This is a genomic window from Micromonospora sp. NPDC049101, assembly GCF_040648675.1.
GTDB lineage: Bacteria > Actinomycetota > Actinomycetes > Mycobacteriales > Micromonosporaceae > Micromonospora.
This window is the reverse complement of sequence record NZ_JBEZED010000006.1, coordinates 181,957-208,393: the sequence shown is the minus strand read 5'-3', so window position 1 is coordinate 208,393 and position 26,437 is coordinate 181,957. Positions and strand designations below refer to the sequence as shown.

Here is a 26,437-nt window from a genome sequence, read left to right as displayed (position 1 = left end):
TGTCGGCGACCAGCCGACAGCCAGCGCGGTCGGCGACCAGCCGACAGCCAGCGCGGTCGGCGACCAGCCGACAGCCAGCGCGGTCGGCGACCAGCCGACAGCCAGCGCGGTCGGCGACCAGCCGGGTGACGAGCGGGAGGGTCGACGCGGAGAGGTCTGACCCTCGGGCGCCGGCCGGCCTCGGCTACTCCAGCACCGCGGCGGTGCCGCTGCCGCGGACGGGCGCATATGCTGGCCGGTGGAGATCTCGCCTCCGCCGGCCGGCCCGTCCCCGCCATGGCGGTCCCGCCGCGATTCCCGTCTCTACCCCCGTCAGGAGCCCGCCCGACATGACCCAGTCCCCCGCCGTGCGCACGACCGGCCGGTCCGGTCCGGTCCGCATCGGCGAGCGAGCCGCCCGTACCCTCGTCGCCGAACTGGCCCGGATCAACGACCCCAAGGCCGCCCTGCTGGTCGGGGTGGGCCCGGAGTCCGCGGTGCTGGCCGCGGCGATCGAGGCGCTGCTCCCCGGTGACCGGCTCACCGTGGTGCCCGCCGAGTCGCTCGGCGCTGCCGCGCTCCGCGAGCACGTCAACGCCCAGGGCCGCTGGGTCGCCGACCGGGTGGGCGTCGTCGACTCCCTGGCCGAGGCCGAAGCCGCCGAGGTCGTCATCGCCGGCGAGGTCTTCGGCGGCACCGCCGAGGAGACCCGCAGCGGCATCGAGGGCCTGGCCAAATACCTGTCCGACGGTGCGGTGCTGAGCGTGGCGACCACCGCCACGCCCGGCCGGACCAGCGGCGCCGCCACGGAGCTGGCCCGGCAGGACGCCCTCTACGGTGTCGGCGCCGACCTGGTGCTGCGCAACTCACCACCGGTCCGGGTCTACCGACTGCGATTCACCCCGGCCAGTCCCGCCACGGCCGACAGGTTGGCCCCCGCGTACCGGCCGTCGAGTGTGCCGCTGACCCGCGGCATGCACATCGACTCCAACGGCGTGGCCGCTGCCGGCATCACGCTGGGCCTCGCCGCGCTGGCCCGGGTGGCGCGTCCGTCGTCCAAGCTCTGGCTGCTGCCGGCGCTGGCCGCCGGGCCGGTCGCCGCGTTCTTCCGGGACCCGGAACGCGACGTACCGGAAGACCCGACCGCCGTGGTCGCCAGCGCGGACGGCAAGGTCCTGTCGGTGCAGCGGCTGCACGACGAGCGTTTCGGTGACGGCGAGTGGCTGCGGGTCGCCGTTTTCCTGTCCGTGCTGGACGTGCACGTCAACCGCTCCCCGGTCGCGGGCAAGGTGGTGGACTACTTCGTCGCCGATGGCGGCTTCGTCAACGCCATGAAACCGGACGCCGAGCACAACGTCGCGGCGTACACGGTGCTGGACACCGCCCGCGGGACGGTGGTGGTCGCGCAGCGCACCGGGCTGATCGCCCGCCGGATCGTGCAGCGCGCGCCGATCGGCGCACTGCTGGCCAAGGGCGAGCGCTTCGGGCTGATCCGTTTCGGCTCGCGGACCGACGTCTACCTCCCGGCCGACGCTGCGGACCCGCTGGTCGGGCCGGGCGACAAGGTGGTGGGCGGGTCCACGGTGATCGCCCGCTGGCGCTGACCCACAACCGAAGAACGGGGCGCCGCTGTCCGCGGCGCCCCGTTCGCTATGCCGAATCAGGCGGTACGACGCTGTCGCAGCCAGAGCACCGGCCCGCTGACCAGGTAACCCACCACGATCAGCGCGAACGTGAGCCGGATGTCGATAAGCGCGCCGATCACCGGGGCCAGCCACAGCCACGGCGGCAGCTTCACCAGGCGGGCGAGCTTGGCGTACGGGAAGCTGGAAACCATTGCGAAGGCGAGCAGCGCGACCCCGGCGACCAGCACGGCACCGGGCACCGGCAGGCCGATCGCCACCGTCACGGCGAGCACCGCAGCCGCCATCGTGGTGGGTACGCCGCAGAAGAAACGGCCGTCCTTCGGCGAGACGTTGAAGCGGGCCAGTCGAATCGCGGCACACGCCGCGACCAGGGCGCACGCCACCGCCGCCGCGGCCGTGGAGACGGAGCCGGCGAGCGAGGCGTAGACCACCACCGGTGCGGCAAGGCCGAACGAGCACATGTCGGCAAGGGAGTCCATCTGCGCGCCGAACGGGCTGGCCACGCCCAGTCGACGGGCCAGCGCGCCGTCCAGACCATCGAAGCCGACGCAGGCGATCAGGCAGAGCGCGGCGAGACGAACCTCGCCCTGCATGGCCAGGAAGATGGCCAGCATGCCCAGCATCAGACTGGCCAGCGTGCAGGCGTTGACCAGACCGAACTTCACCCGGCGGGCGATGGTGCGCTCGCCGGGAAGCAGCGGGATCGACCGCGACGAAGCCTCGTCTACGGGCGTCATGGGCGGCATCGCCGGGCTGACCGGCATGATCGCCTCGATCTCGGCTCGACCGACACCCAGAGCCGGACGGCTCAGCCGGTCCAGGCCGTAGCGGCGACGCTGCCGGTCGGCGTACCGATGCTCGGTCGGGGTCATGTTGGTCGCGTGCAGGTCGCCGTCACGGCGACCGACGCGGACCAACAGCACCTGGCGGGCGAATGTGCTGCTGCGGCGCAACGGGCCCGCCCAGCGACGCCCTGCGGGGCGCGGACTGTCAGTAGTACGACGCCGGCGCCATGGGGCTCTCGGCACGTTTCCTCCATCACCGGATCGGCTGGCCGCCGCGGGGCGGGTGTCCGGCTGTCTCGTGCCGGACCGTGCGTGGCCCGGCAGCCGTTTTGCGCGGAGTACACCATCGCATAGGGGGACATGGCTTGGCGATAGCTGCCGGCGGTGCTTACAACTGGTCTAAACCGCGCGAACCGCTCGCTTATTCCCATCCCGGGCTTCATCGCCCGTTTCCTCCATCATTCCCGCCTTTGACTGTACCGGAGGGTCACCAACTCGGCTCATCGAGCGGAGTGCTATCGGCCACCCTGTCCGATTGCCGAGGCAGCGATATCGCTCAACGGCAGGTCGAGAGCCTGCTCCCGGGTGAACCATCCGGCCCGAGCCGTCGAACCTCCGGCAGACTCGGTGACCACCGCATCAGTGGGTACGTCCACCAGCACCCGATAGATCACCCGTACGCCATGCCAGTCCAGAGGACGACCCTCCGGGCCCAGCGCGGCAGGATTGTGCAGGTTGTCCACCCCGAGGATCTCCCCCACCCGGCCCCGCTGACCACCCTCCTCGACCAACTCCCGCAGCAGACCGGTGGCCGGCTGCTCGCCATGATCGGTCCCACCGCCGGGCAGGTGCCACAGGCCAGCCCCGGGATAACCGGCCGCGATCTCGGTCAGCAGGATCCGCCCGGCCGGATCGGTGACCAGCCCGTACGCCCCGAACCGCAGCCTGCGGTCGGGATGCGCCGGCGGAAACAACCCAGCCGACCGACGCACCCGGGGCGGCAGCGGGGTGACCGGCAGGCCGAGCACCCCGGCGGTGAACGGCGTCAGCGGCACTCGGGCCGCCTCCTCCAGAGTGCGCCAGCGCACCTCCTCGACCACGCCACCCCCGGCACCGTCGCGCGGTGCACCGTCGCCCGGAACGCCGCCGTGCGGTGCGCGGTCGCCCGGTGCGCCGTCACGCCGAACGGCGTCGTGCGGTGCGCCGTCGTGCGCGGCAAGCTCGAACAGCAGCCGGTCGGTGTGCAGCGCGACGGCCTCCTCCGGGTAGGTGACCACGTCAGCGACCACCGCCCGGAGCCGGCCGACCGCCACGGTCAACCCGGCCTGCTCGGCGAACTCACGGGCCACGGCATGCTCCGGGTGCTCGGCGTGCGCCACAGCACCACCGGGCAGCCGCCACATCCCCGGGAACTCACCCTCGACCCCGTCCCGAACCAGCAGGACCCGGCCCGAATCCCACAAAATGCCATAAACGCCAACCCGCCGCAGAAGGTCCATCCCCACCAACTCCGCTCCCCCACCCCGCCCGCCCAGCCGCCCAGCCGCCCAGCCGCCCGTCGATCATGAGGTTATTGCCGTTCAGCTCGGCGTGTCCTGACAATAACTTCATGATCGACGCTGGGAGCGCGGAGATCCGCGCAACGGACGTCCGGTTTGGCCGATAGGGCTGCTCTGTGCTCAGGCTGCCGTGGCGCGGGAGACTGGTCTCGCGGTGATCGACTCGGGTTCATGAATGTCGGGGGCATCCTGGCGCGCTGGGACACCCCGAATTCAGCAAAAACGGAGTCGATCATCCGGCCCGTACCGGCTGTTTGGGACTTCTCGGCGATTCGCGCCCCCCGGAGGTCCGGAGAGCCGCCGGACCACCCGACCCCGATGCCCATCACCCGACGCCCCGACGCCCGGCACCCTGACACCCCGACCCCCGGCACCCGGCCCGATGCGCTGCCCGCAGCGAGCACCAGCGCCGAGACTTCCCGCCAGCACGCACCGCCACCGACCACCGGCCGTGCGACCCGCTCCGCGGCGGAACGGGTCAGGTGAGCTGCGCGGCCTGGACCGCTTCGGCGGTTACCTCGGTGAGGTGGTGGGTGGGGAGAGCGCCGAGCTCCTCGCGGGCGAACCAGCGGGCTTCGCAGGTGGAGCCGCCGACGTCGGCCACGGTCAGCGGGTTGGGCTGGTCGACCACGACCCGGTAGAAGGCACGCACCCCGTGCCAGTCGATCGGGTAGCCCTCGGGGCCGAGCGACGCGGCGTCCCGGTGGCTGGCCACGCCGAGCAGCTCGACCAGGCGGCCGGTCTGCCCGGTCTCCTCGACCAACTCGCGGATGAGCGCCGCGCCGGGCTGCTCGCCGTAGTCGGTGCCGCCGCCGGGAAGGTGCCAGCAGCCGGCGCCCGGGTAGCCGTCGGAAACCCTGGTGAGCAGCACTCGGCCGGCCGGGTCGGTGCACACCGCGTACGCGGCGAAGCGCTGCGCCCGGTGCAGCCCGTCGGGGCCGGGCACCGCGTAGAAGGAGGGGAATTCGGGTGCCTCGTCGGGGACCACGTCGGCGGAGGACGCGGGCAGCCCGAGGGCACGTGCGGTGAACGAGCGCAGCGGCAGCTCGCGCGCCTCGTCGAGGGTGTACCAGCGGGCCAGGTCGGTGGGGCGCTCGCCGACCCGGTCGGCGAGCGTGCCGCCGCGGACCGCCACCCGGTAGATCAGCCGGTCAGTGTGGATGGTGATGCCGCGCTCCGGCAGCGCCCGCATGTCGGCGAGGACGTCGGCCAGGCCCGAGACGGCGACCGAGAGGCCGGTCTCGGCGGCGGTTTCGCGGACCACCGTGTGGTTGGGGTCCTCGCCGTGGTCGACCGCCCCGCCGGGCAGGGACCACGTGCCGGGGGTGCCGGAGCGCTCGGAGGCGCGAACCAGCAGGACTCGGCCTGTCGAATCAGCACAGACTGCGTATGCCGCGATCCTGCGGAGCGGCTCCAGCAAGGTGGTCACGAAAGCAAATTCTCCCCGGGCCGGGTTACCGGGACGGAAAAGAGTCGGATTCCTGACTGTCTGGTCCCGATCAGGGATTGGTCAGGGTAAGGATCCGGGCGGTCACCGAGGGCGGGGCGGGCACCGGCGCGGACCGTGGAGTCATGACATCCGCCACCGCTCCCCGCGCCCCGTACAAGCAGCTCCGTCGACCCACCACCGACCGCATGGTGGCCGGGGTCGCGAGCGGCGTCGGCCGCTACTTCGCCGTCGACCCCACTCTGGTCCGGGTGGCCTTCGCGGTCACCGGCCTGCTCACCGGCGGGCTCGCGCTGCTCGCGTACCCGATCATGTGGTTCCTGATGCCCGAGGAGCCCACCGGCGCGCCGGCCTGGCCGCACTCGGCGGGCGCCGCGCCGCAGGCGGGTCCGCCGCCGACCGCCGGGCCCGCGCCGGGCGGGCCGATGCCGGGGTACGCCCCGACGCCGCCCTACCCGCCGACGACCCCGTTCCCCGCGCCGCCGAGCCCGCCGCACAACCCGCACGACAGCAGCCCACCGCCGGCCGCGTGAGCGGCGGTCACTCCCACTCGATGGTGCCCGGTGGCTTGCTCGTCACGTCCAGCACCACCCGGTTGACCTCGGCCACCTCGTTGGTGATCCGGGTGGAGATCCGGGCCACCACCTCATAGGGCAGTCGTGACCAGTCGGCGGTCATGGCGTCCTCGCTGGAGACGGGGCGCAGCACCACGGGGTGCCCGTAGCTGCGCCCGTCTCCCTGCACGCCGACGCTGCGTACGTCGGCGAGCAGCACCACCGGGAACTGCCAGACGCCCCGGTCCAGGCCGGCGGCGGTCAGCTCCTCGCGGGCGATCAGGTCGGCCTCGCGCAGCAGGTCGAGGCGCTGCTGGTCGACTGCGCCGATGATCCGGATGGCCAGGCCGGGGCCCGGGAACGGGTGCCGCCAGACCATCGCCTCGGGCAGGCCCAACTCCAGGCCGAGCGCGCGGACCTCGTCCTTGAACAGGGTGCGCAGCGGCTCGACGAGCGCGAACTTCAGATCTTCCGGCAGGCCGCCGACGTTGTGGTGGCTCTTGATGTTGGCGGTGCCGGTGCCGCCGCCGGACTCGACGACGTCGGGGTAGAGCGTGCCCTGGACCAGGAACTCCACGTCGCCATGCGAGGCGATCTCGCGGGCCGCGGCCTCGAAGACCCGGATGAACTCCCGACCGATGATCTTGCGCTTCTGCTCCGGGTCGGTCACCCCGGCCAGCGCGCCGAGGAACCGGTCGGCCGCGTCGACCACCTTCAGCTTGATGCCGGTGGCGGCGACGTAGTCCTTCTCCACCTGCTCGGCCTCGCCGGCTCGCAGCAGGCCGTGGTCGACGAAGACGCAGGTGAGCTGGTCGCCGACGGCCTTGTGCACGAGCGCGGCGGCGACCGCGGAGTCCACCCCGCCGGACAGGCCGCAGATGACCTCCTTGTCGCCGACCTGGGCGCGGATTCGGGCCACCTGCTCGTCGATGATGTTCTCGGGCGTCCAGGTCGGCTCGATGCCGGCGATGTCGTACAGGAAGCGGGTCAGCATCTCCTGGCCGTGCGAGGTGTGGCCGACCTCCGGGTGGAACTGCACACCGGCGCGACGCCCGGCCAGGTCCTCGAAGGCGGCCACCGGAGCGCCCGCCGACTCGGCGGTCACCGTGAAGCCCTCCGGGGCCGCGGTGACGGCGTCGCCGTGGCTCATCCAGACCGGCAGGTCCGCCGGCAGGTCGCGCAGCAGCACACCGGGGTCGAGCAGGCGGGGGCGCAGCGGCGTGCCACCGTACTCCCGGTTGCCGGTCCGCGCGACCGTGCCGCCGAGCGCCTGGGCCATCGCCTGGAAGCCGTAGCAGATGCCGAAGACTGGCACGTCGGCGGTGAACACGCCCGCGTCGATCTGCGGCGCGTCCGGCGCGTAGACGCTGGACGGGCCACCGGAGAGGATGATCGCGGCGGGGTTCTTCGCCAGCATCTCGGCGATCGGCATCGAGTGCGGCACGATCTCGGAGTAGACCTTCGCCTCGCGGACCCGGCGCGCGATGAGCTGGGCGTACTGGGCTCCGAAGTCCACCACGAGGACGGGGCGAGGCAGGCTCATGTGCGCAAAGCCTACCGACAGTCACGCCCACGTCGGGCACGGGCCGGCCCCTCCGGCGCGCCGCGGCGGCGGCTGCGGGCACGGCGGCCGGCCGGGAGGCCCCTTGACATCGACGTACGGCGATGACAGGTGGGGCGGGAGGACAGGTGTGACCGAGGCGGCGATCCCCTAGGGCGCGTTGTGTCCGGTTTGAGCCGGCTGCCAGTGTGGCGGGCGGCCGTCTGCTCCGCCCAACCACGTCGACAGCGGCCCCTGACGCTGGCCGACCGATCGGCGCATGGCATTGACCAGGGCCAGTTGCGCCCGGGCCGGTGCCACCATCGCCTGCTCGAACTGGTCCCGCGACAGTGGTGCGGTAGTCGTGTCCACCGACGTGGTCACGTCCAGGAGTCGCTGCACCGCCTGGCCGAACGTGTCGATCTCGGCGGTGACCGCGCTCGGGGCGACGAGGCTGGCCGACATCAGTGCGGCGCTCCACGCCCCCCAGTCGTAGTCCCAGGCCGTGCGTCCCAGGTGCGCGCGCCGCAGGATCATCGAGAACGTGGCGTACTCCCGCAGCAGGTCCTGGTAGGCGACGAGTTGCCGGTCCCGGAGCCAGTGTTGGTCCGTCGCACGCCGGGTGAGCATCCCGCCGACGAGGACCCCGACGGTCGCCGAGAGCGCGCCGCCAACTGTCGTGACAGCGATATCCAGCAACGCCATGCAGCCTCCCCGTGACCGTCGGGCACGAGCATCGATGATCACGGCCCTCGTCGTCAACGCAGGACGGGTCGCAGCGCGACCCGAGCCGCACTGTCGCAGCGCGACCCGAGCCGCACTGTCGCAGCGCGACCCGAGCCTCAGGGTCGGAGCGCCCCCGGGGCGTCCGTCGGCACCGCCGGGTGGTGCGGGGGTACGGGCGCCAGCCGGCGGTACGGGGAGCCGAGGGGCGGTCGGGGGTCCTCGTCGCCACGGTTGGGCCAGAAGGACATCGCCCGTTCCGCCTGGGCGGTGATCGTCAACGAGGGGTTCACGCCGAGGTTGGCCGAGACCGCCGCGCCGTCGACCACGTGCAGCCCCGGGTGCCCGTAGACCCGGTGCCAGGGGTCGATCACCCCGTCGGCCGGGGTCGCCCCGATCACCGCCCCGCCCAGGATGTGTGCGGTCATCGGGATGTCGAACGGCTCGGTGAGCGGGCCGCCGGGAGTGCCGCCGATCTCGTCGGCGAGCAGTCGGGCGGCGGTGTTGCCGGCCGGGATCCAGGTCGGGCTCGGCGTTCCGTGCCCCGGGGCGGTGACCAGCCTGCGGCCGAGCGCGCCGCGCCGCCACCGGGTGGTCAGCGAGTTGTCCACCGACTGCATCACCAGGGCGATCACGGTCCGTTCCGACCAGCCGCGCACGGACAGCATCCGGGCGATGAGCAGCGGTTGCCGCACCATGCTGCCCAGCCAGCGCCGCACCCGGTGCGGACCGCCGTCGACGAGCAGCGACTGGAGCAGCCCCATCGCGTTGGAGCCCCGCCCGTAGCGGACCGGCTCGACGTGGGTCTGCGGGTCGGGGTGGAACGAGCTGGTGATGGCCACCCCCTCGGTGTAGTCGAGGCGCTCGGACCGGGCCCGGTGGCGGGACACCGAGGCGGCCAGGATCGCCTCCGAGTTGGTCCGGGTCAGCTCGCCGAGGCGCGGCGAGAGCCCGGTCAGCACGTCGTCGGCCCGCATCCGGTGCAGCAGCCGCTGGGTGCCGAGCGCACCGGCGGCGAAGACCACCTGATCGGCGTGGATCACCTGCCGCCGCCTGCGCAGCCAGGCGCCGGTGCGCTCGGTGCGCACCTCGTACCCGCCGTCGACGGCCGGCCGGACGGCGGTCACCGTGGTCAGCGGGTGCACCGTGACCCCGAGCCGTTCCGCCAGCCAGAGGTAGTTCTTGACAAGCGTGTTCTTCGCCCCGTGCCGGCAGCCGGTCATGCACGAGCCGCAGTGCAGGCAGCCGGTGCGGTCCGGGCCGGCACCACCGAAGTACGGGTCGGCGACCCGCTGGCCGGGACGGCCGATGTGGACACCGACAGGCGTGGCGTGGAAGGTGTGCCCCACCCCCATCCGCTCGGCCACCGCGCGCATGGCGCGGTCCGCGGCGGTGTCCAGCGGGTACGTGGTGACGCCGAGCATCCGTTTCGCCTGGTCGAAGTGCCGGGCCAGCTCGGCACGCCAGTCGGTGATGTCCCGCCACTGCGGGTCGGTGTAGAAGGCCGGCAGTGGCTCGTAGAGGGTGTTCGCGTAGACCAGCGAACCGCCACCCACCCCCGCGCCGGACAGCACCAGCACCCCACCGCCGGACCGTCGGTCGGCCGGGCGGAGCAGGGTGAGCCGCTGAATGCCGTAGCAGCCCAGCCTCGGCGCCCAGAGGAAACGGCGGGCCCGCCACGACGTCTGCGGGAACTCGTCGTCGGCGAAGCGTCGGCCGGCTTCCAGCACGGCGACGGAGTAGCCCTTCTCGGCCAGTCGGAGCGCGGTGACACTGCCGCCGAAGCCGGACCCGATGACGACCACGTCGTACCGCATGGAGGCATCATTACCCGCCAGTAGCGGTCGCGCCAGCGGCAGTTTTGCGCGATCATGCACCGGCCAACCCGACCCGACACCTCCTGGGCCGCAACCCGGAGTACCTGTCGGAGCGTTGTTCCCCCGACGGGTGGAAGGAATCCAAGATGATCCTCGGGTCGATGGCACCGCGCCGGCGGTGGTTGCTGCTGGGCCTGGCGGCTCTCGCCGCCGTCGCGTTGATCGCGGGCGGCGCGGTGGTGATCACCCGACTGACCGGCGACAGCAAACCCGACGCTCCGGTGGCCGGCTCGCCGACCCCGTCGCCACTCGGCACGCCCACCCCCAGTCCGAGCGGCCCACCGCCGGGCGCGGGCATCACCGGCCCGCTCAACCTGCTGCTGGTCGGGGTGGACACCCGGGTCAGCGTGCCCGGTTGGGAGCCGCACGGGGACGCCGTGCTGGTGCTGCACGTACCCAAGGGTCTGGGTCAGGCGTACCTCTTCTCGCTCCCCCGCGACCTGCTGGTGGACATCCCGGCGTTTCCGAAGGCTGGCTACAAGGGCGGCAAGACCAAGCTCACGCACGCCATGAGCTTCGGCAGCCGGGTGCCGGGCAAACCCAAACAACCAAGCACCGCCCAGGGGTACGAGCTGCTGCGCAGCACGGTCAGCGGCTACACCGGGCTGCGCATCGACGCGGGCGCGGTGCTCACGTTCAACGGGTTCGACCGGCTGGTCAACGCACTGGGCGGGGTGGACATCTACGTGGACCAGCGGGTCGCCTCACTGCACCGCCGACCGGACGGCAAGTACCGGGAGAGCGCACCCGGCGGATACAAGGGGCCGCAGCAGGTCTACGAGAAGGGCAACCAGCACCTCAACGGCTGGCAGGCGCTCGACTACGCGCGGCAGCGCTACATCACCGGCGGCGACTACGCCCGGCAGCGCCACCAGCAGCAGCTGATCCGGGCACTGACCCGCAAGATCCTGGACGAGGGCCTGGCCCGGCAACCGGAGCGGGTCGACCAGGTGGTCGCCGCGCTCGGCGACACCCTCGTGTACGCGGGTGGGCCTCGGATCGTCGACTTCGCGTACGCCCTGGGTGGGGTGCCGCAGGACCGCTTCACGCTCGTCGGCCTGCCCGGTTCCGGTGTCGGCAAGGGCAGCGCCTACCGCGGTGAACAGCTCACCAGCGAGGGCCGCACCTTCCTCACCGAACTCCGCGCCGGACGCGCCGACGCCTACCTGGCGGCCCACCCCGCCCTGGTCGTCAAGAACTGACCCCGGTCAGAGCCGCCTGGGCAGGGCGGGCCGCTGAGTGCCGTAGAGCCAGGCGTCGAAGAGCGCGTCGAGCTGCTTGCCGGCGACGCGCTCGGCGAGGGCCACGAACTCGGCGGTGGTGGCGGTGCCGTTGTGCTTCTCCGCCGCCCAGGCCCTGACGATCTGGAAGAACGCCTTGTCACCGACGGACATTCGCAGGGCGTGCAGTGTCATGCCGCCGCGCTGGTAGACCGACTCGCTGAACAGCTCCTTCGCCCCCGGCTTGCCCGGCGGCGTCTTCCACAGCTTCGCGGACGCCCCGGCGTACCGGCTGTCGAACGCCGCCTTGGCTGTCGACTTCCTGGTGTGCTCGGCCCAGAGCCACTCCGCGTACGTCGCGAAGCCCTCGTTCAGCCAGATGTCCTCCCACCTGCCCAGGGAGACGCTGTCCCCGAACCACTGGTGCGCCAGCTCGTGGGCGACCACCTCGGTGTTCACGCCCTGCCGGAAGAAACCCGCGGAGTAGACCGGGCGGCTCTGCGTCTCCAGGGCGTAGGAGATCCGGTTGTCGGAGACCACCACACCGCCGTACGCGTCGAACGGGTACGGCCCGAACACCGTCTCCAGGTAGTCGGCGACCTCCGTGGTCTCGGCGATCGACGAATCCGCGGAACCGTTGGCCGCGATCGCGACAGCACTGTAGACCGGCTTGCCCCGGTGCGTGGCCGTGGTGATCCGGAACTGGCCGATCACCAGCGTGCTCAGATAGCTGGCCATCGGCGACTTCTCCGACCACTTCCAGGTGGTCCAACCGTCCTTGCTGGCCTTACCGCCGGGTACGCCGTTGCTGACCGCGGTGAGACCGTCGGGGACGGTGACCTCGAAGTCGTACGTCGCCTTGTCGGACGGGTGGTCGTTGACCGGGTACCAGGTGCTCGCCGACTCGGGCTGCCCCAGGGCGATGGCACCGTCGGGGGTGTGCAGGAACCCACCCTCGCCGAGGGTCTCGTTCCGCAGCGGCTTCGGCACGCCCTCGTAGGTGATCTCGGCGACGAACCCGTTGCCGTTGACCAGGCCGGAGGCCGGCTTGATCACCAGCTCGTTGCGCTCCCGGCGGTGGGTTGCCGGTGCGCCGTCCACGGTGACCGCGGTGACGGTCAGGCCGGCCAGGTCGAGGTTGAACGTCGACAGGTCGGCAGTCGCGGTGGCCTGCACGGTGGTCGTACCGGTGAGATGGTCCTTCGCGGGGTCGTAGCGCACCTTGACCGCGTACCGTGCGACGTCGTAGCCGCCGTTGCCGTAGCTCGGGAAGTAGGCGTCGCCGGCCCCGGGCGCGCCAGCGGTGAACGTCCGCGACGGCGTGGGGGACGCGCTCGGCGACGGCGCCGCCTCGGTGCCCGTCGAGTCACATCCGGACAGGACGAGTGCCCCGGTCACCAGCAGAGCCGCGCCCACCCGCAGTCTGCGCCGCGTCACCCGCATCCCACACCCTCCCCGTGCCGGCCTACGCCGCTCGCCGCGAGCGGGGCTGTCCCCGCCGTCCCCGGGCGGCAGCATATCGACAGGCCATCACGGCTCCGTCACGGCAGTGTGGGCGCCGACCCGCCCACCAACCAGGCGTCGAAGAGCGGTCGGAGCTGCCGACCCGCCACCCGCTCGGCCAGTGCGACCAGGTCCGCGGTGGTCGCGTTGGCCGCCGCCCGCTCGGTGGTCCAGGTACGCAGGATGCGGAAGAACGTGTCGTCACCGACGGTCCGTCGCAACGCGTGCACGGCGAGCGCGCCGCGCTTGTAGACGGCCGCGCCGAACATCCGTTCCCGCCCCGGCTCGACCGACGGCTGCGACCAGTCGGTGGCCGCGTACTGAAGCTCGAAGGTGCGCTGGGCGGTGCGACCGCCGTCGTGTTCCTCCCACAGCCACTCGGCGTAGCTGGCGAAGCCCTCGTTCAGCCAGATGTCGCTCCACCTGCCCACCGACACGCTGTCACCGAACCACTGGTGCGCCAACTCGTGCGCGACGACGCCCAGGTTGGGGCGGTCGTCGGTAAAGAACGCGGGCCCGTAGACCGGGCGGGACTGGGTTTCCAGCGCGTACCCGATCCGGTCGTCGGCGACGGCGATCCCGCCGTACGAGTCGAACGGGTACGGGCCGAAGCGGCTGGCCAGGAAGTCGGCGATCGCACCGGTGCGGGCCAGGGAGCTGGCCGCGCCGCCGGCCGGGGGCAGGCTCGCCGCCACCGCCGTGACCATCGGCCGGCCGGCGTGCGTGGCCGTCTCCACCCGGTAGTCACCGATCACCAGCGTGCTCAGGTAACTGGCCATCGGGGTGCGTTCCGACCAGCGCCAGGTGGTCCAACCGTCGGCGCTGCTCTTCGGCCCGGGCACTCCGTTGCCCAGCGCGGCCAGCCCGTCCGGGACGGCCACCGCCAGGTCGTAGCTGGCCTTGTCGGACGGGTGGTCGTTGACCGGGAACCAGGTGGCGGCCGAGTCGGGTTGGCCGAGCGCGATCGCGCCGTCGGCGGTGTGCAGGAAGCCGCCACTGCCCAACGGCCCGTCGACGACGGCGGTGGGCACGCCCGCGTACTCGACGGTCACGGTGAACTGCTGGCCGTGTGGGAGCCCGTCGCGCGGGGTCACCACCAGCTCGCCGTCGTCGCGGCGGTAATCGGCCCGCGCGTCGCCCACCCGGACGGCGCTGACGGCCAGGCCGGCCAGGTCCAGATTGAACCGGGACAGGTTCTGGGTGGCCGTGGCGGTGATGACGGCCCGGCCGGTCAGCCGGTCGGTCGACGGGTCGTAGCGGACGTCCAGGCCGTAGTGCGAGACGTCGTAGCCACCGTTGCCGCGACCCGGCACGTACGGGTCACCGGCGTCGACCGCGCCCGGTCGGAAACCGTCGGGCTGTGCACCCGTACAACCGGCCAACGTCAGCCCGAGGACGCAGGCCAGCACGGCGGCGAGCCGGGTGCCGGCGGGTGTCCGTCCGGTCCGGACCATGCAGACTCCTCCCGCGCGGGGTCCCGGTCAGGACGAGCGTAGCCAGCGGCACCGGCCCCACGAGTTGCCTTTGTCGGATTCCCGGGGCAACGCACCGAAGGCCGGCCCCGCACCGCGCGGGGCCGGCCTTCCGGCGTCTGACGGATCGGTCAGCGGTCGAGGACCAGGCCGACCTTCTGGAACTCCTTCAGGTCGCGGTAGCCGCACTTGGCCATCGCCCGACGCAGCCCACCGAACAGGTTGAGCTGACCGTCGGCCTCGTCCGCCGGGCCGAAGAGCAACTCCTCCATCGACCCGAGCGGCTCACCGGCCACCTCGAACGCGCCCCGGGGCAGCGACGGGTGGCTCGCCGCCGAGTGCCACCAGGCACCACCGGCGGGCGCCTCGTCGCACAGCGACAGCGGCTCACCGAGCATCACCGCGTCCGCACCGCAGCCGAGCGCCTTGGCGATGTCACCCGACGTCTGGATGTCACCGTCGGCGATCAGGTGCACGTACCGGCCGCCGGTCTCGTCGAGGTAGTCCCGGCGGGCCGCCGCGGCGTCGGCGATCGCGGTGGCCATCGGCACCCGGATGCCCAGCACCGACTCGGTGGTCGACCACTCGTCGCCACCGATGCCCACGATCACGCCGGCCGCGCCGGTACGCATCAGGTGCAGCGCCGTCTTGTAGTCCGTGCAGCCGCCGACGATCACCGGCAGGTCGAGGTCGGCGATGAACTCCTTGAGGTTCAGCGGCTCGTCGGTGGTCGACACGTGCTCGGCCGACACGATGGTGCCCTGGATGACCAGGATGTCCACCCCGGCGTCCAGGATCACCGGGGCCAGCGCCAGCGTGTGTTGCGGGGAGACCCGCACCGCCACCGTGCTGCCACCGGCGCGCAGCTCGCGCACCCGCTCGGCGATCAGGTCCGGACGGATCGGCTCCGCGTACACCTCCTGGAGCCGCTTGGTGGCGCGAGCCTCCTCGTCGAGGCCGGCCAGCTCGTCCAGCACCTTCGTCGGGTTCTCGTAGCGGGTCCAGAGGCCCTCGACGTTGAGCACGCCGAGACCGCCGAGCTGACCGAGCCGCACCGCCGAGGCCGGGCTCATGGTGGCGTCGGAGGGGTGGCCGACGCACGGAATGCCGAACGGGTACGCGTCGAGCTGCCAGGAGGTCGACACGTCGTCGACGTCGCGGGTGCGGCGGCTCGGCACGATGGCGATGTCGTCCAGGTGGTAGCCGCGCTGCGCGGTCTTGCCCAGCCCGATCTCGACCACGTCACGCATGGGGGACTCCAGGTGGTTGGGGGTGTTGGGTCAGCGGGTGTGGTAGTTGGGCGCCTCGACGGTCATCTGGATGTCGTGCGGGTGGCTCTCCTTCAGCCCGGCCGCGGTGATCCGGATGAGCTGGCCCCGGCGGTGCAGATCGGGGATGTTCTCCGCACCGGCGTACCCCATGGCCAGCCGCAGCCCGCCGACCAGCTGGTGGGCGACCCGGGACAGCGGCCCCCGGTAGGGCACCTGGCCCTCCACGCCCTCCGGGACCAGCTTGTCGTCGCTGAGCACGTCCTGCTGGAAGTAGCGGTCCTTGCTGTACGACTTGGCCTGGCCCCGGGACTGCATCGCGCCGAGCGACCCCATCCCGCGGTAGGTCTTGAACTGCTTGCCGTTGACGAAGATCAGCTCGCCGGGGCTCTCCTCACAGCCGGCCAGCAGGCTGCCGAGCATTACCGTGTCGGCGCCGGCCACCAGGGCCTTGGCGATGTCGCCGGAATACTGGATGCCGCCGTCGCCGATCACCGGCACGCCGGCCGGGCGGGCGGCCCGAGCCGCCTCCATGATCGCGGTCACCTGCGGCACGCCGACCCCGGCGACGATCCGGGTGGTGCAGATCGCGCCCGGCCCCACACCCACCTTGACGCCGTCGGCGCCGGCGTCGACGAGTGCCTTCGCGCCGGCGTACGTGGCCACGTTGCCGCCCATGATGTCGACCGCGACGTCGGCCTTGAGCCGGCGGACCATGTCCAGCACGGCCCGCTGGTGACCGTGCGCGGTGTCCACGATCAGCACGTCCACGCCCGCGTCGACGAGGGCGCGGGCCCGCTTGTACGCGTCCTCACCCACGCCGATGGCGGCGGCGACCCGGAGGCGGCCGGCGTCGTCCTTGCTGGCGTCCGGGTACTGCTCGCTCTTGGTGAAGTCCTTCACGGTGATCAGGCCGCGCAGCCGGCCCGAGTCGTCCACGATCGGCAGCTTCTCGACCTTGTGCTGGCGCAGCAGCGCCAGGGCGTCGTCCTTGCTCACACCGACCCGGGCGGTGATCAGCGGGGTGTGGGTCATGATCTCGCGGACCGGCGTGTCCGGCTCGGAGACGAACCGCATGTCCCGGTTGGTGACGATGCCGACCAGTTGGCCGTCGCCGTCCACCACCGGCACGCCGGAGATGCGGTAACGCCCACACAGCTCGTCGACCTCGCGCAGCGTGTCGTTCGGGCTGGCGGTCACCGGGTTGGTGATCATGCCGGACTCGGAGCGCTTGACCAGGTCGACCTGGAGCGCCTGGTCCTCCAGCGAGAGGTTGCGGTGCAACACGCCGATGCCGCCCTGGCGGGCCATGGCGATCGCCATCCGCGCCTCGGTCACCGTGTCCATCGCGCTGGACAGCAGCGGAATGGACAACTCGACGTTGCGGGTGAGCTTCGTCCGGGTGTTGACCCGGCTGGGAACCACGTCCGACTCGCCCGGCTGCAACAGCACGTCGTCGAAGGTGAGCCCGAGCGGAACCACGCGGGCAGAGCCGGCCGGCAGCTCGGGCAGGTGGCCGCCCAGGTCGGCGTGCTCCACGCCGGCCGGAAGATCGTTGCTGGGCGAATTTTCCACGATTGCTCCCCTGAGCTGCTCGGATGGGCTTCAGCGAGGTGGCGCGGGCGGGCACCGGAGCGCACCACGGTGCCGGCACGTCGCCTCATCGTACCCAGTGAGCTGGGCGACTCGTCCGTGGCGGGCCGGGCCGGCGCAAGGCCCGGGGGGCGGACGTCCCCGCCGCCTTGGGTCTACGGTGAGGGGGTGCACGACGAGCCCATCGACCCGTTCAACGGCGACCCGGCCGATCCGACCGCGGGTCTGGATGACCCGGGCGACGACGCGACGCCGGATCCGCTGACCGACGTCGAGCGGCAGGATGTGCTGGAAGACCTCGCTGACCTGGAGATCTACCAGGCTCTGCTGGCCCCGATCGGGGTCCGCGGGCTGGTGATCGAATGTGAGGACTGCCGGGAGCCGCACTACTTCGACTGGGACCTGCTCCGCGGCAACCTGCGACACCTGCTCAACTCGGGTCGCCCCCGGGTGCACGAGCCCGCGTACGACCCCGACCCGGATCACTACGTGACCTGGGACTACGCCCGGGGTTACGCGGACGGGGTGCACGACACCCTGAGCGAAGGCACCGAGGACGAGCCGGGCACCCCGACCGCCGCCGAGTGACGGCGGCGCGCCTCAGGCGACCAGGCCGGCCCGGAAGCCCGCGGCCACCGCGTGCGCCCGGTCGCGAGCGCCAAGCTTGCGGAACAACCTGCGGGCGTGTGTCTTGACGGTGTCCTCCGACACGAACAACTCCCGGCCGATCTCCGCGTTGCTCTTGCCCTCGGCCATGCCGAGCAGCACCTGAAGCTCTCGCTCGGTGAGCCCGATCGACGCCCGGGTGGGCCGGGTGTTCGGGCCGGGCCGGGCCGGGTCGGCCTGCTCGGCCGCCGATTCGCCGGTCGCGGCCTCGGCCTCGTCGTCACCCCGCTGCACCGGCACCGACGGCACACCCGCCTGCCCCTCGCCGGGCGGGCCCGTCCAGCCGGGCTCGGCCGAGCCACGCGGCGACGGCCCGGAGCGACCCGAACCACCCACCGCCGCGGCGTCCCGGGCCGGATCGGTGATCCGCTGCCGCGAGGCCCGCCCGGGGGCCGTGAGCAGCAGCAGCGCCTTCGCCACCGCGCTGGTCAGGTCATGGTCGACATTCTGGATGAGACCGCGCGCCCCAGCGCTGATGGTGGCCGCCGCCGCCTCGGACTCCTCGGTGCCGAGCAGCAGCACCGCGGCCTGCGGCGCACGGGCCAGCACCCGACGGACGAAGCCGGCGCTGTCCGGCCGGGTGAGGGCCGTGTCAGCCAGCACAACGTCGGCCGGTCGCTCGGCGAGCCGCAGCATCACCTCGGGATCGGAGACGGCGGTACGAACGATCGCGGACAACCCCAGTCGCGCGGCAGCAGAAGTAAGGTGCTGGGCCGCGAGTGGTGTCCGAACGCACACAAGAACGGTACGCACTGTGGTCTCCTCTCCGCCAACGAGCAGACCATGACGGGGTCGGCTGGGGAGGAGGTTCCCGGCAATCCTTCGAACTTTTCCGACAGTTGGGGCAAAAGCCGCAATTTCTAGGACGTTTTCGATCACAGAAGTGTGAGGCGACGACGGCCCGGGTACCGGGGGGTCCAGGCCGGGAACGGTGCGCCTGCGCGGCCCGCCGCCCGGATGCCGGCCACATGGATTCTCGCGGAGCCGCGCGGGAGGAGGGGTGCTGATGTCGAACGTACGTAGACTGCCCGGACCCATCGTCGATCTCTGGGACTGGCAGCGACTCGGTGCCTGCCGAGGCCGGGACAGCGCCCAGTTCTTCCACCCCGACGGCGAGCGAGGCTCTTCCCGACTGCGTCGGGAGTCCTCCGCCAAGTCGGTCTGCCGCGCCTGCCCGGTCCGGGCCGAGTGCGCCGCGCACGCCCTGTCCGTCCGCGAGCCGTACGGCGTATGGGGCGGCTTCAGCGAGTCGGAGCGGCTTCGGCTGCTCGCCGTCGGCTGGGAAGATCTGGCCGACCGCCGGCACGCCCGGGTCGACGTCGCACGCCTGGAAGCCCGACTGGGCCGCCCACACAAGTCGACAGTCCCGGCCCAACGCAACGTCGCCTGACCCCACACGTCCCCGAACCGCGCCTCCGCCCCGGAGGCGCGGTTTCGTGTCGCATGGTCAAATCCCACACGCCACCGCCGACACGGTCGCGATCGACCCCCGACACGGCCGTGATCGACCCCCGACACGGCTTGTCCGCGCGCCGACACAGTCGACAGGCCCGCCGACACCGTCGCGACCGACCGTGTGCACCTTATCGATTCGGGTTCCTTGAAATCGGGGCATCCCGCCCACCTGGACACCCCGATTTCCAGAACCCGAGAGGATCAAGCCGAGTGCGCGGCCCGACAGGCGAGCGGCGATGAGAGATTTGGGTCTTTTGTCGAACCCTGGGGTGTTCGGACTCCACGCAGAGCTTAGGCTCTGCACGGTATGCACGATTTGTCCAGTGACCGGTCGCACCCGTGGGCCGGAATCGTGGCCGGGCCGGGGTCGTTACACACCCTGACGATCGCAGCACCACCCGCCGCCCGCCCGGCCCGCAGGGGTCAGGATGCGGTTCCCGCAGGTCGGAATGCCCCCGGCCCGCCGGTCGTTACAGTCCCCACGAACGACCGTAGGCACCGCCCCGACCAGGGTGCCGCGCGACGGGCCAACCCGGAATGACCCCGGCCCCCCGGTCGTTACACCTGGACCCCGGCGCCACGAGCCCCCCGCTCGCAGGTCGCCGACCCCGAAGACTTTCCCCCCTTGTATGTGCAGCGCCGGACGAGGTGCTCACACCCGCTCACCGTTCCCCTCGATCGGTGCGGCCGGGTGTTCTACCCCCGAAGGAGCTAACCCCCATGAACACGATCATGCGTAAGAGTGTGCTGTCCGTTGCTGGTCTCGCGTTCGCCGGTGGTGTGTTCGCCGGTCCGATCGCCGCGCACGCCAACCCCGTCGACGCCAAGCCCGTCGCCGCCGCTGTGCAGAGCACCGCGCCGAAGCCGCAGGGTGAGCAGTCCCGGATCACCCTCAACGATGAGCAGACCGCGAACGTCAAGGCGATCATCGCCGCGACGAAGAAGGCGGGCCTGCCCGAGCGGGCCGCGGTCATCTCGATCGCGACGAGCCTGCAGGAGTCGAAGTTGGAGAACCTGGGCCACCTGGGCGATATGAACGACCACGACTCGCTGGGCCTGTTCCAGCAGCGCCCGAGCTCGGGTTGGGGTACCCCGGAGCAGATCACCGACCCGGCCTACTCCACGACGGCGTTCCTGAAGGGCCTCAAGCAGGTCGACGGCTGGCAGGACATGCCCCTGACCGAGGCCGCGCAGACCGTGCAGGTCTCCGCCTACCCGGATGCGTACGCCCAGTGGGAGCAGCAGGCCACCGACCTGGTCGGCCAGTACTGGAACAGCTGACCCACCGCACGGCACTACCGCAGGACATCGACCGTTGGCCGGCACCCCGTGACTCGGGTGCCGGCCAACGGTGTTTCCGTTGGCCGGTGTCGCTAGTCCGTCGGGGTGCGCGAGGCGTTGTCCGGTGTTCCGGGGAGGTGGCTGGTCCGGCCTGGTGGACGGTTGTTCGGAGATCTTGGACAGTTTCCGTTCAGGCGACACGGAAACTGTCCAAGATCTGGTGCGCGGCCCCGTGATGGGGAACAACGTGGGTGCCGGGCCGGTTGTGGAGGTGTCGGTGTGACTCAGTGTCCCCGGGCCTCACCTAATATCGCCTTCGCGGAACACCGTTCGGCTGGAGCCGCGTCGTGCCACTCGCCGAGAGGCGACCTGCACACCGACACCAGCGCCGCCCCCGGCCCACACAGCCGGGGGCGGCGCTGTCTGCTGTCCCGGTTCGCGAAGACGTCTCGGTTGACCTATCTTCAGGGGGTCGCTCGCGTGGGAGGGGGTGTCGGGGCATGGGTCTGCGGACCTTTATCGAGGGTTGGCCGGTCTACCGGCAGCTCACCGGCACGGACCCACTGGGTCGGGGCGCGGCGGCGCAGTCCACCCGGTCGGCACAGCTCACCGCCCGCACCGAAGACGCCGACAGCGTCGCCCGTTCGGTCTGTCCGTACTGCGCCGTCGGTTGCGGGCAGCGGGTGTTCGTGAAGGACGGCCAGGTCAGCCAGATCGAGGGCGATCCGGACAGCCCGATCTCGCGGGGTCGGCTCTGCCCGAAGGGCTCGGCGAGCAAGAGTCTGGTGACCAGTCCGTTGCGGCAGACCACGGTCCGTTACCGGCGTCCGTATTCGACGCAGTGGGAGGATCTGGAGCTCGACACCGCGCTCGACATGATCGCCGACCGGATGCTCGCGGCTCGTGAGCAGACCTGGGAGGACGTCGACACGCAGGGTCGACCGCTCAACCGGACGCTGGGTTTCTCCAGTCTGGGTGGGGCGACGCTGGACAACGAGGAGAACTACCTCATCAAGAAGTTGTTCACCGCGATGGGGGCGCTCCAGATCGAGAACCAGGCCCGTATTTGACACTCCGCCACCGTCCCCGGTCTGGGGGCCAGCTTCGGTCGTGGCGGTGCGACGGATTTCCAGCAGGACATCGCCAACGCTGACGTGATCGTCATCCAGGGTTCCAACATGGCTGAGGCGCACCCGGTGGGCTTCCAGTGGGTGATGGAGGCCAAGCGCAAGGGCGCGAAGGTCTTCCACGTCGACCCGCGGTTCACCCGCACCAGCGCGGTTGCCGACTCGTACCTGCCGATCCGGGCGGGCACCGACATCGCGCTGCTCGGCGGCGTGGTGCGCTACATCCTGGACAACGAGTTGGACTTCCGGGAGTACGTGCTGTCGTACACGAACGCGGCGACGATCGTCAGCGAGGAGTTCGTCGACACCGAGGACGGGGACGGGTTCTTCTCCGGGTTCGATCCGGAGACTGGCAGCTACGTGCAGGACAGCTGGCAGTACGCGGGGCACGAGGGTTCGTCCGGCAGTGGGCACACCGCTCAGGAGCGCGACAGCGCCGCGGGGCTGGCGCACGAGTCGCACGGCGCGCAGGTGGGCGGGCAGACCGAGCGGGACGAGACGTTGCGGCACCCGCGCTGCGTCTACCAGATCCTCAAGCGACACTTCTCCCGCTACACCCCGGAGATGGTGGAGCAGGTCTGCGGGATCCCGCGGGAGCAGTTCCTGGAGTTGGCGCAGGCGTGGACCCGCAACTCCGGCCGGGACCGCACCGGCATGCTGATCTATTCGGTGGGGTGGACGCAGCACAGCGTGGGTGTGCAGTACATCCGCACCGGCGCGATCATCCAACTGCTGCTGGGCAACATGGGCCGTCCCGGCGGTGGGGTGATGGCTCTGCGCGGGCACGCCAGCATCCAGGGCTCCACCGACATTCCGACGTTGTTCAACCTGCTGCCGGGCTACCTGCCGATGCCGCACCACGCCGAGCACCCGAGCTTCGACGAGTGGGTGGACAGCATCCGGCATCCCGGGCAGAAGGGCTTCTGGGGCAACGCCCGGTCGTTCGCGGCCAGTCTGCTCAAGGCGTACTGGGGTGACGCGGCGACACCGGAGAACGACTTCTGCTACGGCTACCTGCCCCGGCTGACCGGTGACCACGGCACGTACCAGCAGGTGCTCAACATGATCGACGGGAAGATCAAGGGGTACTTCCTGCTGGGTCAGAACCCGGCGGTCGGCTCGGCGCACGGCCGCGCGCAGCGGCTCGGCATGGCCAACCTGGACTGGCTGGTGGTCCGCGACCTGTTCATGATCGAGAGTGCCACGTTCTGGCAGAACGGCCCCGAGGTGGCCACCGGCGAGATCGTGCCCGAGGAGTGCCGCACCGAGGTGTTCTTCCTGCCGGCCGCCTCGCACGTGGAGAAGGAGGGCACGTTCACCCAGACGCAGCGGCTGTTGCAGTGGCGGGAGAAGGCCGTCGAGCCGCCCGGCGACGCCCGCTCAGAGTTGTGGTTCTTCTACCACCTGGGCCGCAGACTGCGGGAGAAGCTGGCCGCCTCGACGCTGCCGCGCGACCGGGCACTGCTCGACCTCACCTGGGACTACCCCACGCACGGTCCGCACGAGGAGCCGAGCGCCGAGTCGGTGCTGCGCGAGATCAACGGGTACGACGTGGCGACCGGCCGCCCGCTGTCCAGCTTCGCCGAGGCCCGCGCGGACGGTTCCACCGCGATCGGCTGCTGGATCTACAGCGGGGTGTACGCCGACGGTGTCAACCAGGCGGCCCGGCGCAAGTCCCGACACGAGCAGGACTGGGTGGCCGCCGAGTGGGGTTGGGCGTGGCCGGCGAACCGGCGGATCCTCTACAACCGTGCCTCCGCCGACCCGGACGGCAACCCGTGGAGTGAGCGCAAGCGCTACGTGTGGTGGGACGCGGAGAAGTCCGAGTGGACCGGCTACGACGTGCCGGACTTCGAGAAGACCAAACCGCCGTCGTACCGGCCGCCACCCGGTGCGTCCGGGACGGAGGGCATCGCCGGTGACGACCCGTTCGTCATGCAGGGCGACGGCAAGGGCTGGCTGTACGCGCCCAGCGGCGTGCTGGACGGGCCGTTGCCGACGCACTACGAGCCGGTGGAGTCGCCGGTGCGCAACCCGCTCTACCGGCAGCAGGCCAACCCGACCCGCAAGATGTACGCGCACCCGGTGAACTCGGTGAACCCGAGCCCGCCGCAGGAGCACAGTCAGGTGTTCCCGTACGTGTTCACGGTCAGCCGGCTCACCGAGCACCACACCGCCGGCGCGATGAGCCGGACCGTGTCGCCGCTTGCCGAGTTGCAGCCGGAGATGTTCGTCGAGGTGTCTCCGGCCCTGGCCGGCGAGGTGGGGCTGACGCATCTGGGCTGGGCGCACCTGGTCAGCGGCCGGGCGGTGATCGAGGCGAGGGTGCTGGTGACCGACCGGCTCACGCCGCTGCGGGTGGACGGTCGGATCATCCACCAGGTGTGGTTGCCGTACCACTTCGGTTTCGAGGGTCTGGTGACCGGCGACTCGGCCAACGACCTGTTCGGCATCAGCCTGGACCCGAACGTGCTGATCCAGGAGAGCAAGGTCGGCACCTGCGACGTGCGACCGGGTCGGCGGCCCACCGGGCCGGCGCTGCTCGACCTGGTGGCCGACTACCAGCGGCGTGCCGGGATCACCCCGGGTCAGCACGCCCCGGCCGTCACCACCGACAACGAGGGGAAGGAACGCGGTGCTTCCTGACCCGCACAGCCTGTACGGCCCGCTGGACCCGGCGCCCGAGGCCGGTTACGAGAACGCGCCACCCCGGATGGGGTTCTTCACCGACACCAGCGTGTGCATCGGCTGCAAGGCCTGCGAGGTCGCCTGCAAGGAGTGGAACCTCGTCCCGGAGAACGGGCTCGACCTGCTCGGCATGTCCTACGACAACACCGGCGCGTTGACCGCCAACTCGTGGCGGCACGTCGCGTTCATCGAGCAGCCCCGCCCGGCCGGGCAGCGCGCGGCGGACGTCCTGGGCGCCGCGGTCGACGCCGGCCCGGACCGGCCGGTCGAGGCGGGCCCGCAGTTCTTGGGGATGCCGGGTGCGCAGCCGCCGGGTCGGGGCACGGGCGTCGAGGAGCGCACCGACTTCCGGTGGTTGATGATGTCGGACGTCTGCAAGCACTGCACGCATGCGGCGTGTCTGGATGTGTGTCCGACGGGTTCGTTGTTCCGTACCGAGTTCGGCACGGTGGTGGTGCAGGAGGACATCTGCAACGGGTGCGGTTACTGCATTTCGGCGTGTCCGTACGGGGTGATCGACCAGCGTAAGGATGACGGTCGGGCGTGGAAGTGCACGTTGTGCTATGACCGGTTGGGTGCGGGGATGACGCCGGCGTGTGCGCAGGCGTGTCCGACCGAGTCGATCCAGTACGGGCCCCTCGACGAGCTGCGGGAGCGGGCCGCCGCCCGGGTCGAGACGCTGCACAATCGGGGGGTCCCCGAGGCCCGGTTGTACGGGCATGATCCGCATGATGGCGTGGGCGGTGACGGGGCGTTCTTCCTGCTGTTGGACGAGCCCGAGGTGTACGGGCTGCCACCCGACCCGGTGGTGACGACCCGCGACCTGCCGGCCATGTGGAAACGCGCCGGCCTCGCCGCGCTCGCCATGGCGGCGGCGACCGTCGCCGCGTTCGTCGGAGGCTCCTCATGACCCCACCGCGCCCCGTGGGCGACCGGTTCCGTCGCTTCCGGGAGCGGCTCGCCGCCGAGGGCAGCGACCAACCACAGGCGAGCGACGAACGCCCCAGCGTCGGCAGCAGCGCCGGGCCCCCGACCGGCCGGCGGGGCGGGCGGCGCAAAGGCGGTGGCGAGGAACTGCGGGTGCCGGAGGCCGAGTTCACGTCGTACTACGGTCGGCCCATCCTCAAGGCGCCGGTCTGGAAGTGGGACATCGCGGCGTACCTGTTCACCGGTGGGTTGGCCGCCGGCTCGTCGCTGCTCGCCGCGGGTGGGCAGCTCACCGGGCGGCCGGCGTTGCGACGTGCCGGTCGGGTCACCGCGCTGGCCGCCGTCAGCGCCAGCGCCGTCTTCCTGATCAGAGACCTGGGCCGGCCGGCGCGGTTCCACCACATGCTGCGGGTGGCCAAGCCAACGTCACCGATGTCGATGGGCACCTGGATCCTCACCGCGTACGGGCCGGCGGCGGGTCTCGCCGCGATCGCCGAGGCGGCCGGTGCGCTGCCCGGCCACGGTCCGCTCGGGCTGGCCGCTCGGGTGTTGCCGCCGATCGGGCACGCCGCCGGGCTGCTCGCCGCCGGCACCGCGCCCGCGCTGGCCACGTACACCGGGGTGTTGCTGGCCGACACGGCGGTGCCGTCGTGGCATGAGGCGTACCCCGAGTTGCCTGTCATCTTCGCGGGCAGCGCCCTGGCCAGCGGCGCGGGCGTGGGTCTGCTCGCCGCGCCGCCGGCGCAGGCGGGGCCGGCCCGGCGGATGGCGGTGGCCGGCGCGGCCCTGGAGTTGTATGGCGCGCATCGGGTGGAGACCCGCCTCGGCCTGCTCAGCGAGCCCTACCGGTTGGGTCGGCCCGGTCGGCTGCTGCGCGCCGGTCGGCTGCTCACCGCCACCGGGGTCGCCGGCGCGTTGCTGGGCCGGCGCAGTCGGTTGGTCGGGGCGCTCTCCGGGACCGCGCTGCTGGCCGCGTCGGTGCTGACCCGGTTCGGGATCTTCTCCGGCGGTGTCGCCTCCGCCCGGGACCCGCGGTACACGGTGGTGCCGCAGCGTGCGCGGGTCGACGCCCGGCGGGCCGGCATGGATCTTCCAGCTGGTCGGGCGGACCCGCCGGCGGTGTGATC

20 protein-coding genes are annotated in these 26,437 nt (G+C 71.7%); 9 read left to right on the top strand and 11 right to left on the bottom strand.

All coding sequences use genetic code 11. The features are described 5' to 3' along the window. The first annotated feature begins 329 nt into the window (after nucleotides 1-329). Entirely contained in the window at nucleotides 330-1,583 is a 1,254-nt protein-coding gene (locus AB0B57_RS10780) for a phosphatidylserine decarboxylase (RefSeq protein WP_357067636.1), read from the top strand. Nucleotides 1,584-1,639: 56 nt separating this feature from the next. Here the strand turns inward: AB0B57_RS10780 and AB0B57_RS10775 are convergent, their stop codons facing one another. The 3 genes from AB0B57_RS10775 to AB0B57_RS10765 form a co-directional block, all read right to left on the bottom strand. Next, the gene (locus AB0B57_RS10775) at nucleotides 1,640-2,578 is read right to left on the bottom strand and encodes a CDP-alcohol phosphatidyltransferase family protein (protein ID WP_357067634.1); all 939 of its coding nucleotides are present in this window, start codon (nucleotides 2,576-2,578) and stop codon (nucleotides 1,640-1,642) included. A 347-nt stretch (nucleotides 2,579-2,925) separates the two neighbouring features. Beyond that, nucleotides 2,926-3,909: an NUDIX domain-containing protein gene (locus tag AB0B57_RS10770; RefSeq protein ID WP_357067632.1), complete on the bottom strand. Its 984-nt coding sequence runs from the start codon at nucleotides 3,907-3,909 to the stop codon at nucleotides 2,926-2,928. Nucleotides 3,910-4,447: 538 nt separating this feature from the next. Next, on the bottom strand, nucleotides 4,448-5,398 hold the full coding sequence (locus AB0B57_RS10765; RefSeq protein WP_355032446.1) for an NUDIX domain-containing protein: 951 nt from the start codon (nucleotides 5,396-5,398) through the stop codon (nucleotides 4,448-4,450). A gap of 143 nt (nucleotides 5,399-5,541) precedes the next feature. Here AB0B57_RS10765 and AB0B57_RS10760 point away from each other — a divergent pair, with 143 nt between their 5' ends. Continuing rightward, a complete protein-coding gene (locus AB0B57_RS10760; protein WP_357067629.1) occupies nucleotides 5,542-5,949 on the top strand; it encodes a PspC domain-containing protein in 408 nt (135 codons plus the stop codon). 7 nt (nucleotides 5,950-5,956) lie between these two features. On the opposite strand, the gene guaA is transcribed toward AB0B57_RS10760, so the two are convergent. From guaA to AB0B57_RS10745, 3 genes are all read right to left on the bottom strand, one after another. Continuing rightward, nucleotides 5,957-7,513 carry a glutamine-hydrolyzing GMP synthase gene (gene guaA, locus AB0B57_RS10755; protein ID WP_357067627.1) on the bottom strand — a complete coding sequence of 519 codons (1,557 nt, stop codon included), beginning with the start codon at nucleotides 7,511-7,513 and terminating at the stop codon, nucleotides 5,957-5,959. A gap of 168 nt (nucleotides 7,514-7,681) precedes the next feature. Then, nucleotides 7,682-8,215, bottom strand: coding sequence for a hypothetical protein (locus AB0B57_RS10750; RefSeq protein ID WP_357067625.1), 534 nt, complete (start codon nucleotides 8,213-8,215; stop codon nucleotides 7,682-7,684). 137 nt (nucleotides 8,216-8,352) lie between these two features. Continuing rightward, entirely contained in the window at nucleotides 8,353-10,050 is a 1,698-nt protein-coding gene (locus AB0B57_RS10745; protein WP_357067623.1) for a GMC family oxidoreductase, read from the bottom strand. A 146-nt stretch (nucleotides 10,051-10,196) separates the two neighbouring features. Here AB0B57_RS10745 and AB0B57_RS10740 point away from each other — a divergent pair, with 146 nt between their 5' ends. Then, nucleotides 10,197-11,312 (top strand): LCP family protein, encoded by a 1,116-nt coding sequence (locus AB0B57_RS10740; protein ID WP_357067621.1) that lies wholly within the window; start codon nucleotides 10,197-10,199, stop codon nucleotides 11,310-11,312. Nucleotides 11,313-11,318: 6 nt separating this feature from the next. Here AB0B57_RS10740 and AB0B57_RS10735 read toward each other — a convergent pair whose 3' ends face one another. From AB0B57_RS10735 to guaB, 4 genes are all read right to left on the bottom strand, one after another. Beyond that, a complete protein-coding gene (locus AB0B57_RS10735; RefSeq protein ID WP_357067619.1) occupies nucleotides 11,319-12,773 on the bottom strand; it encodes a M1 family metallopeptidase in 1,455 nt (484 codons plus the stop codon). A 98-nt stretch (nucleotides 12,774-12,871) separates the two neighbouring features. Further along, nucleotides 12,872-14,287 (bottom strand): M1 family metallopeptidase, encoded by a 1,416-nt coding sequence (locus AB0B57_RS10730; RefSeq protein WP_357067617.1) that lies wholly within the window; start codon nucleotides 14,285-14,287, stop codon nucleotides 12,872-12,874. 149 nt (nucleotides 14,288-14,436) lie between these two features. After that, on the bottom strand, nucleotides 14,437-15,555 hold the full coding sequence (locus AB0B57_RS10725; protein ID WP_357067615.1) for a GuaB3 family IMP dehydrogenase-related protein: 1,119 nt from the start codon (nucleotides 15,553-15,555) through the stop codon (nucleotides 14,437-14,439). 30 nt (nucleotides 15,556-15,585) lie between these two features. Next, the gene (gene guaB / locus AB0B57_RS10720; RefSeq protein ID WP_357067613.1) at nucleotides 15,586-17,148 is read right to left on the bottom strand and encodes an IMP dehydrogenase; all 1,563 of its coding nucleotides are present in this window, start codon (nucleotides 17,146-17,148) and stop codon (nucleotides 15,586-15,588) included. 186 nt (nucleotides 17,149-17,334) lie between these two features. Here guaB and AB0B57_RS10715 point away from each other — a divergent pair, with 186 nt between their 5' ends. Continuing rightward, nucleotides 17,335-17,754, top strand: a complete 420-nt coding sequence (locus tag AB0B57_RS10715) for a DUF5319 domain-containing protein (protein WP_357067611.1) — start codon at nucleotides 17,335-17,337, stop codon at nucleotides 17,752-17,754. A 12-nt stretch (nucleotides 17,755-17,766) separates the two neighbouring features. Here the strand turns inward: AB0B57_RS10715 and AB0B57_RS10710 are convergent, their stop codons facing one another. After that, on the bottom strand, nucleotides 17,767-18,585 hold the full coding sequence (locus AB0B57_RS10710) for a response regulator transcription factor (RefSeq protein WP_357067608.1): 819 nt from the start codon (nucleotides 18,583-18,585) through the stop codon (nucleotides 17,767-17,769). A 253-nt stretch (nucleotides 18,586-18,838) separates the two neighbouring features. Between AB0B57_RS10710 and AB0B57_RS10705 the strand changes: the two genes are divergently transcribed. The 5 genes from AB0B57_RS10705 to nrfD all read left to right on the top strand — a co-directional run bounded on the left by AB0B57_RS10705 (nucleotide 18,839) and on the right by nrfD (nucleotide 26,435). Beyond that, nucleotides 18,839-19,222, top strand: coding sequence for a WhiB family transcriptional regulator (locus AB0B57_RS10705; RefSeq protein ID WP_357067606.1), 384 nt, complete (start codon nucleotides 18,839-18,841; stop codon nucleotides 19,220-19,222). A 785-nt stretch (nucleotides 19,223-20,007) separates the two neighbouring features. After that, a complete protein-coding gene (locus tag AB0B57_RS10700) occupies nucleotides 20,008-20,568 on the top strand; it encodes a hypothetical protein (RefSeq protein ID WP_357067604.1) in 561 nt (186 codons plus the stop codon). A gap of 500 nt (nucleotides 20,569-21,068) precedes the next feature. After that, a complete protein-coding gene (gene fdh, locus AB0B57_RS10695) occupies nucleotides 21,069-24,341 on the top strand; it encodes a formate dehydrogenase (protein WP_357067602.1) in 3,273 nt (1,090 codons plus the stop codon). Then, on the top strand, nucleotides 24,331-25,293 hold the full coding sequence (locus AB0B57_RS10690; RefSeq protein ID WP_357067600.1) for a 4Fe-4S dicluster domain-containing protein: 963 nt from the start codon (nucleotides 24,331-24,333) through the stop codon (nucleotides 25,291-25,293). Before fdh ends, AB0B57_RS10690 begins: the two co-directional genes overlap by 11 nt. Next, nucleotides 25,290-26,435: an NrfD/PsrC family molybdoenzyme membrane anchor subunit gene (gene nrfD, locus AB0B57_RS10685; protein ID WP_357067598.1), complete on the top strand. Its 1,146-nt coding sequence runs from the start codon at nucleotides 25,290-25,292 to the stop codon at nucleotides 26,433-26,435. The genes AB0B57_RS10690 and nrfD overlap by 4 nt, the downstream gene beginning before the upstream one ends. Nucleotides 26,436-26,437 lie beyond the last annotated feature (2 nt).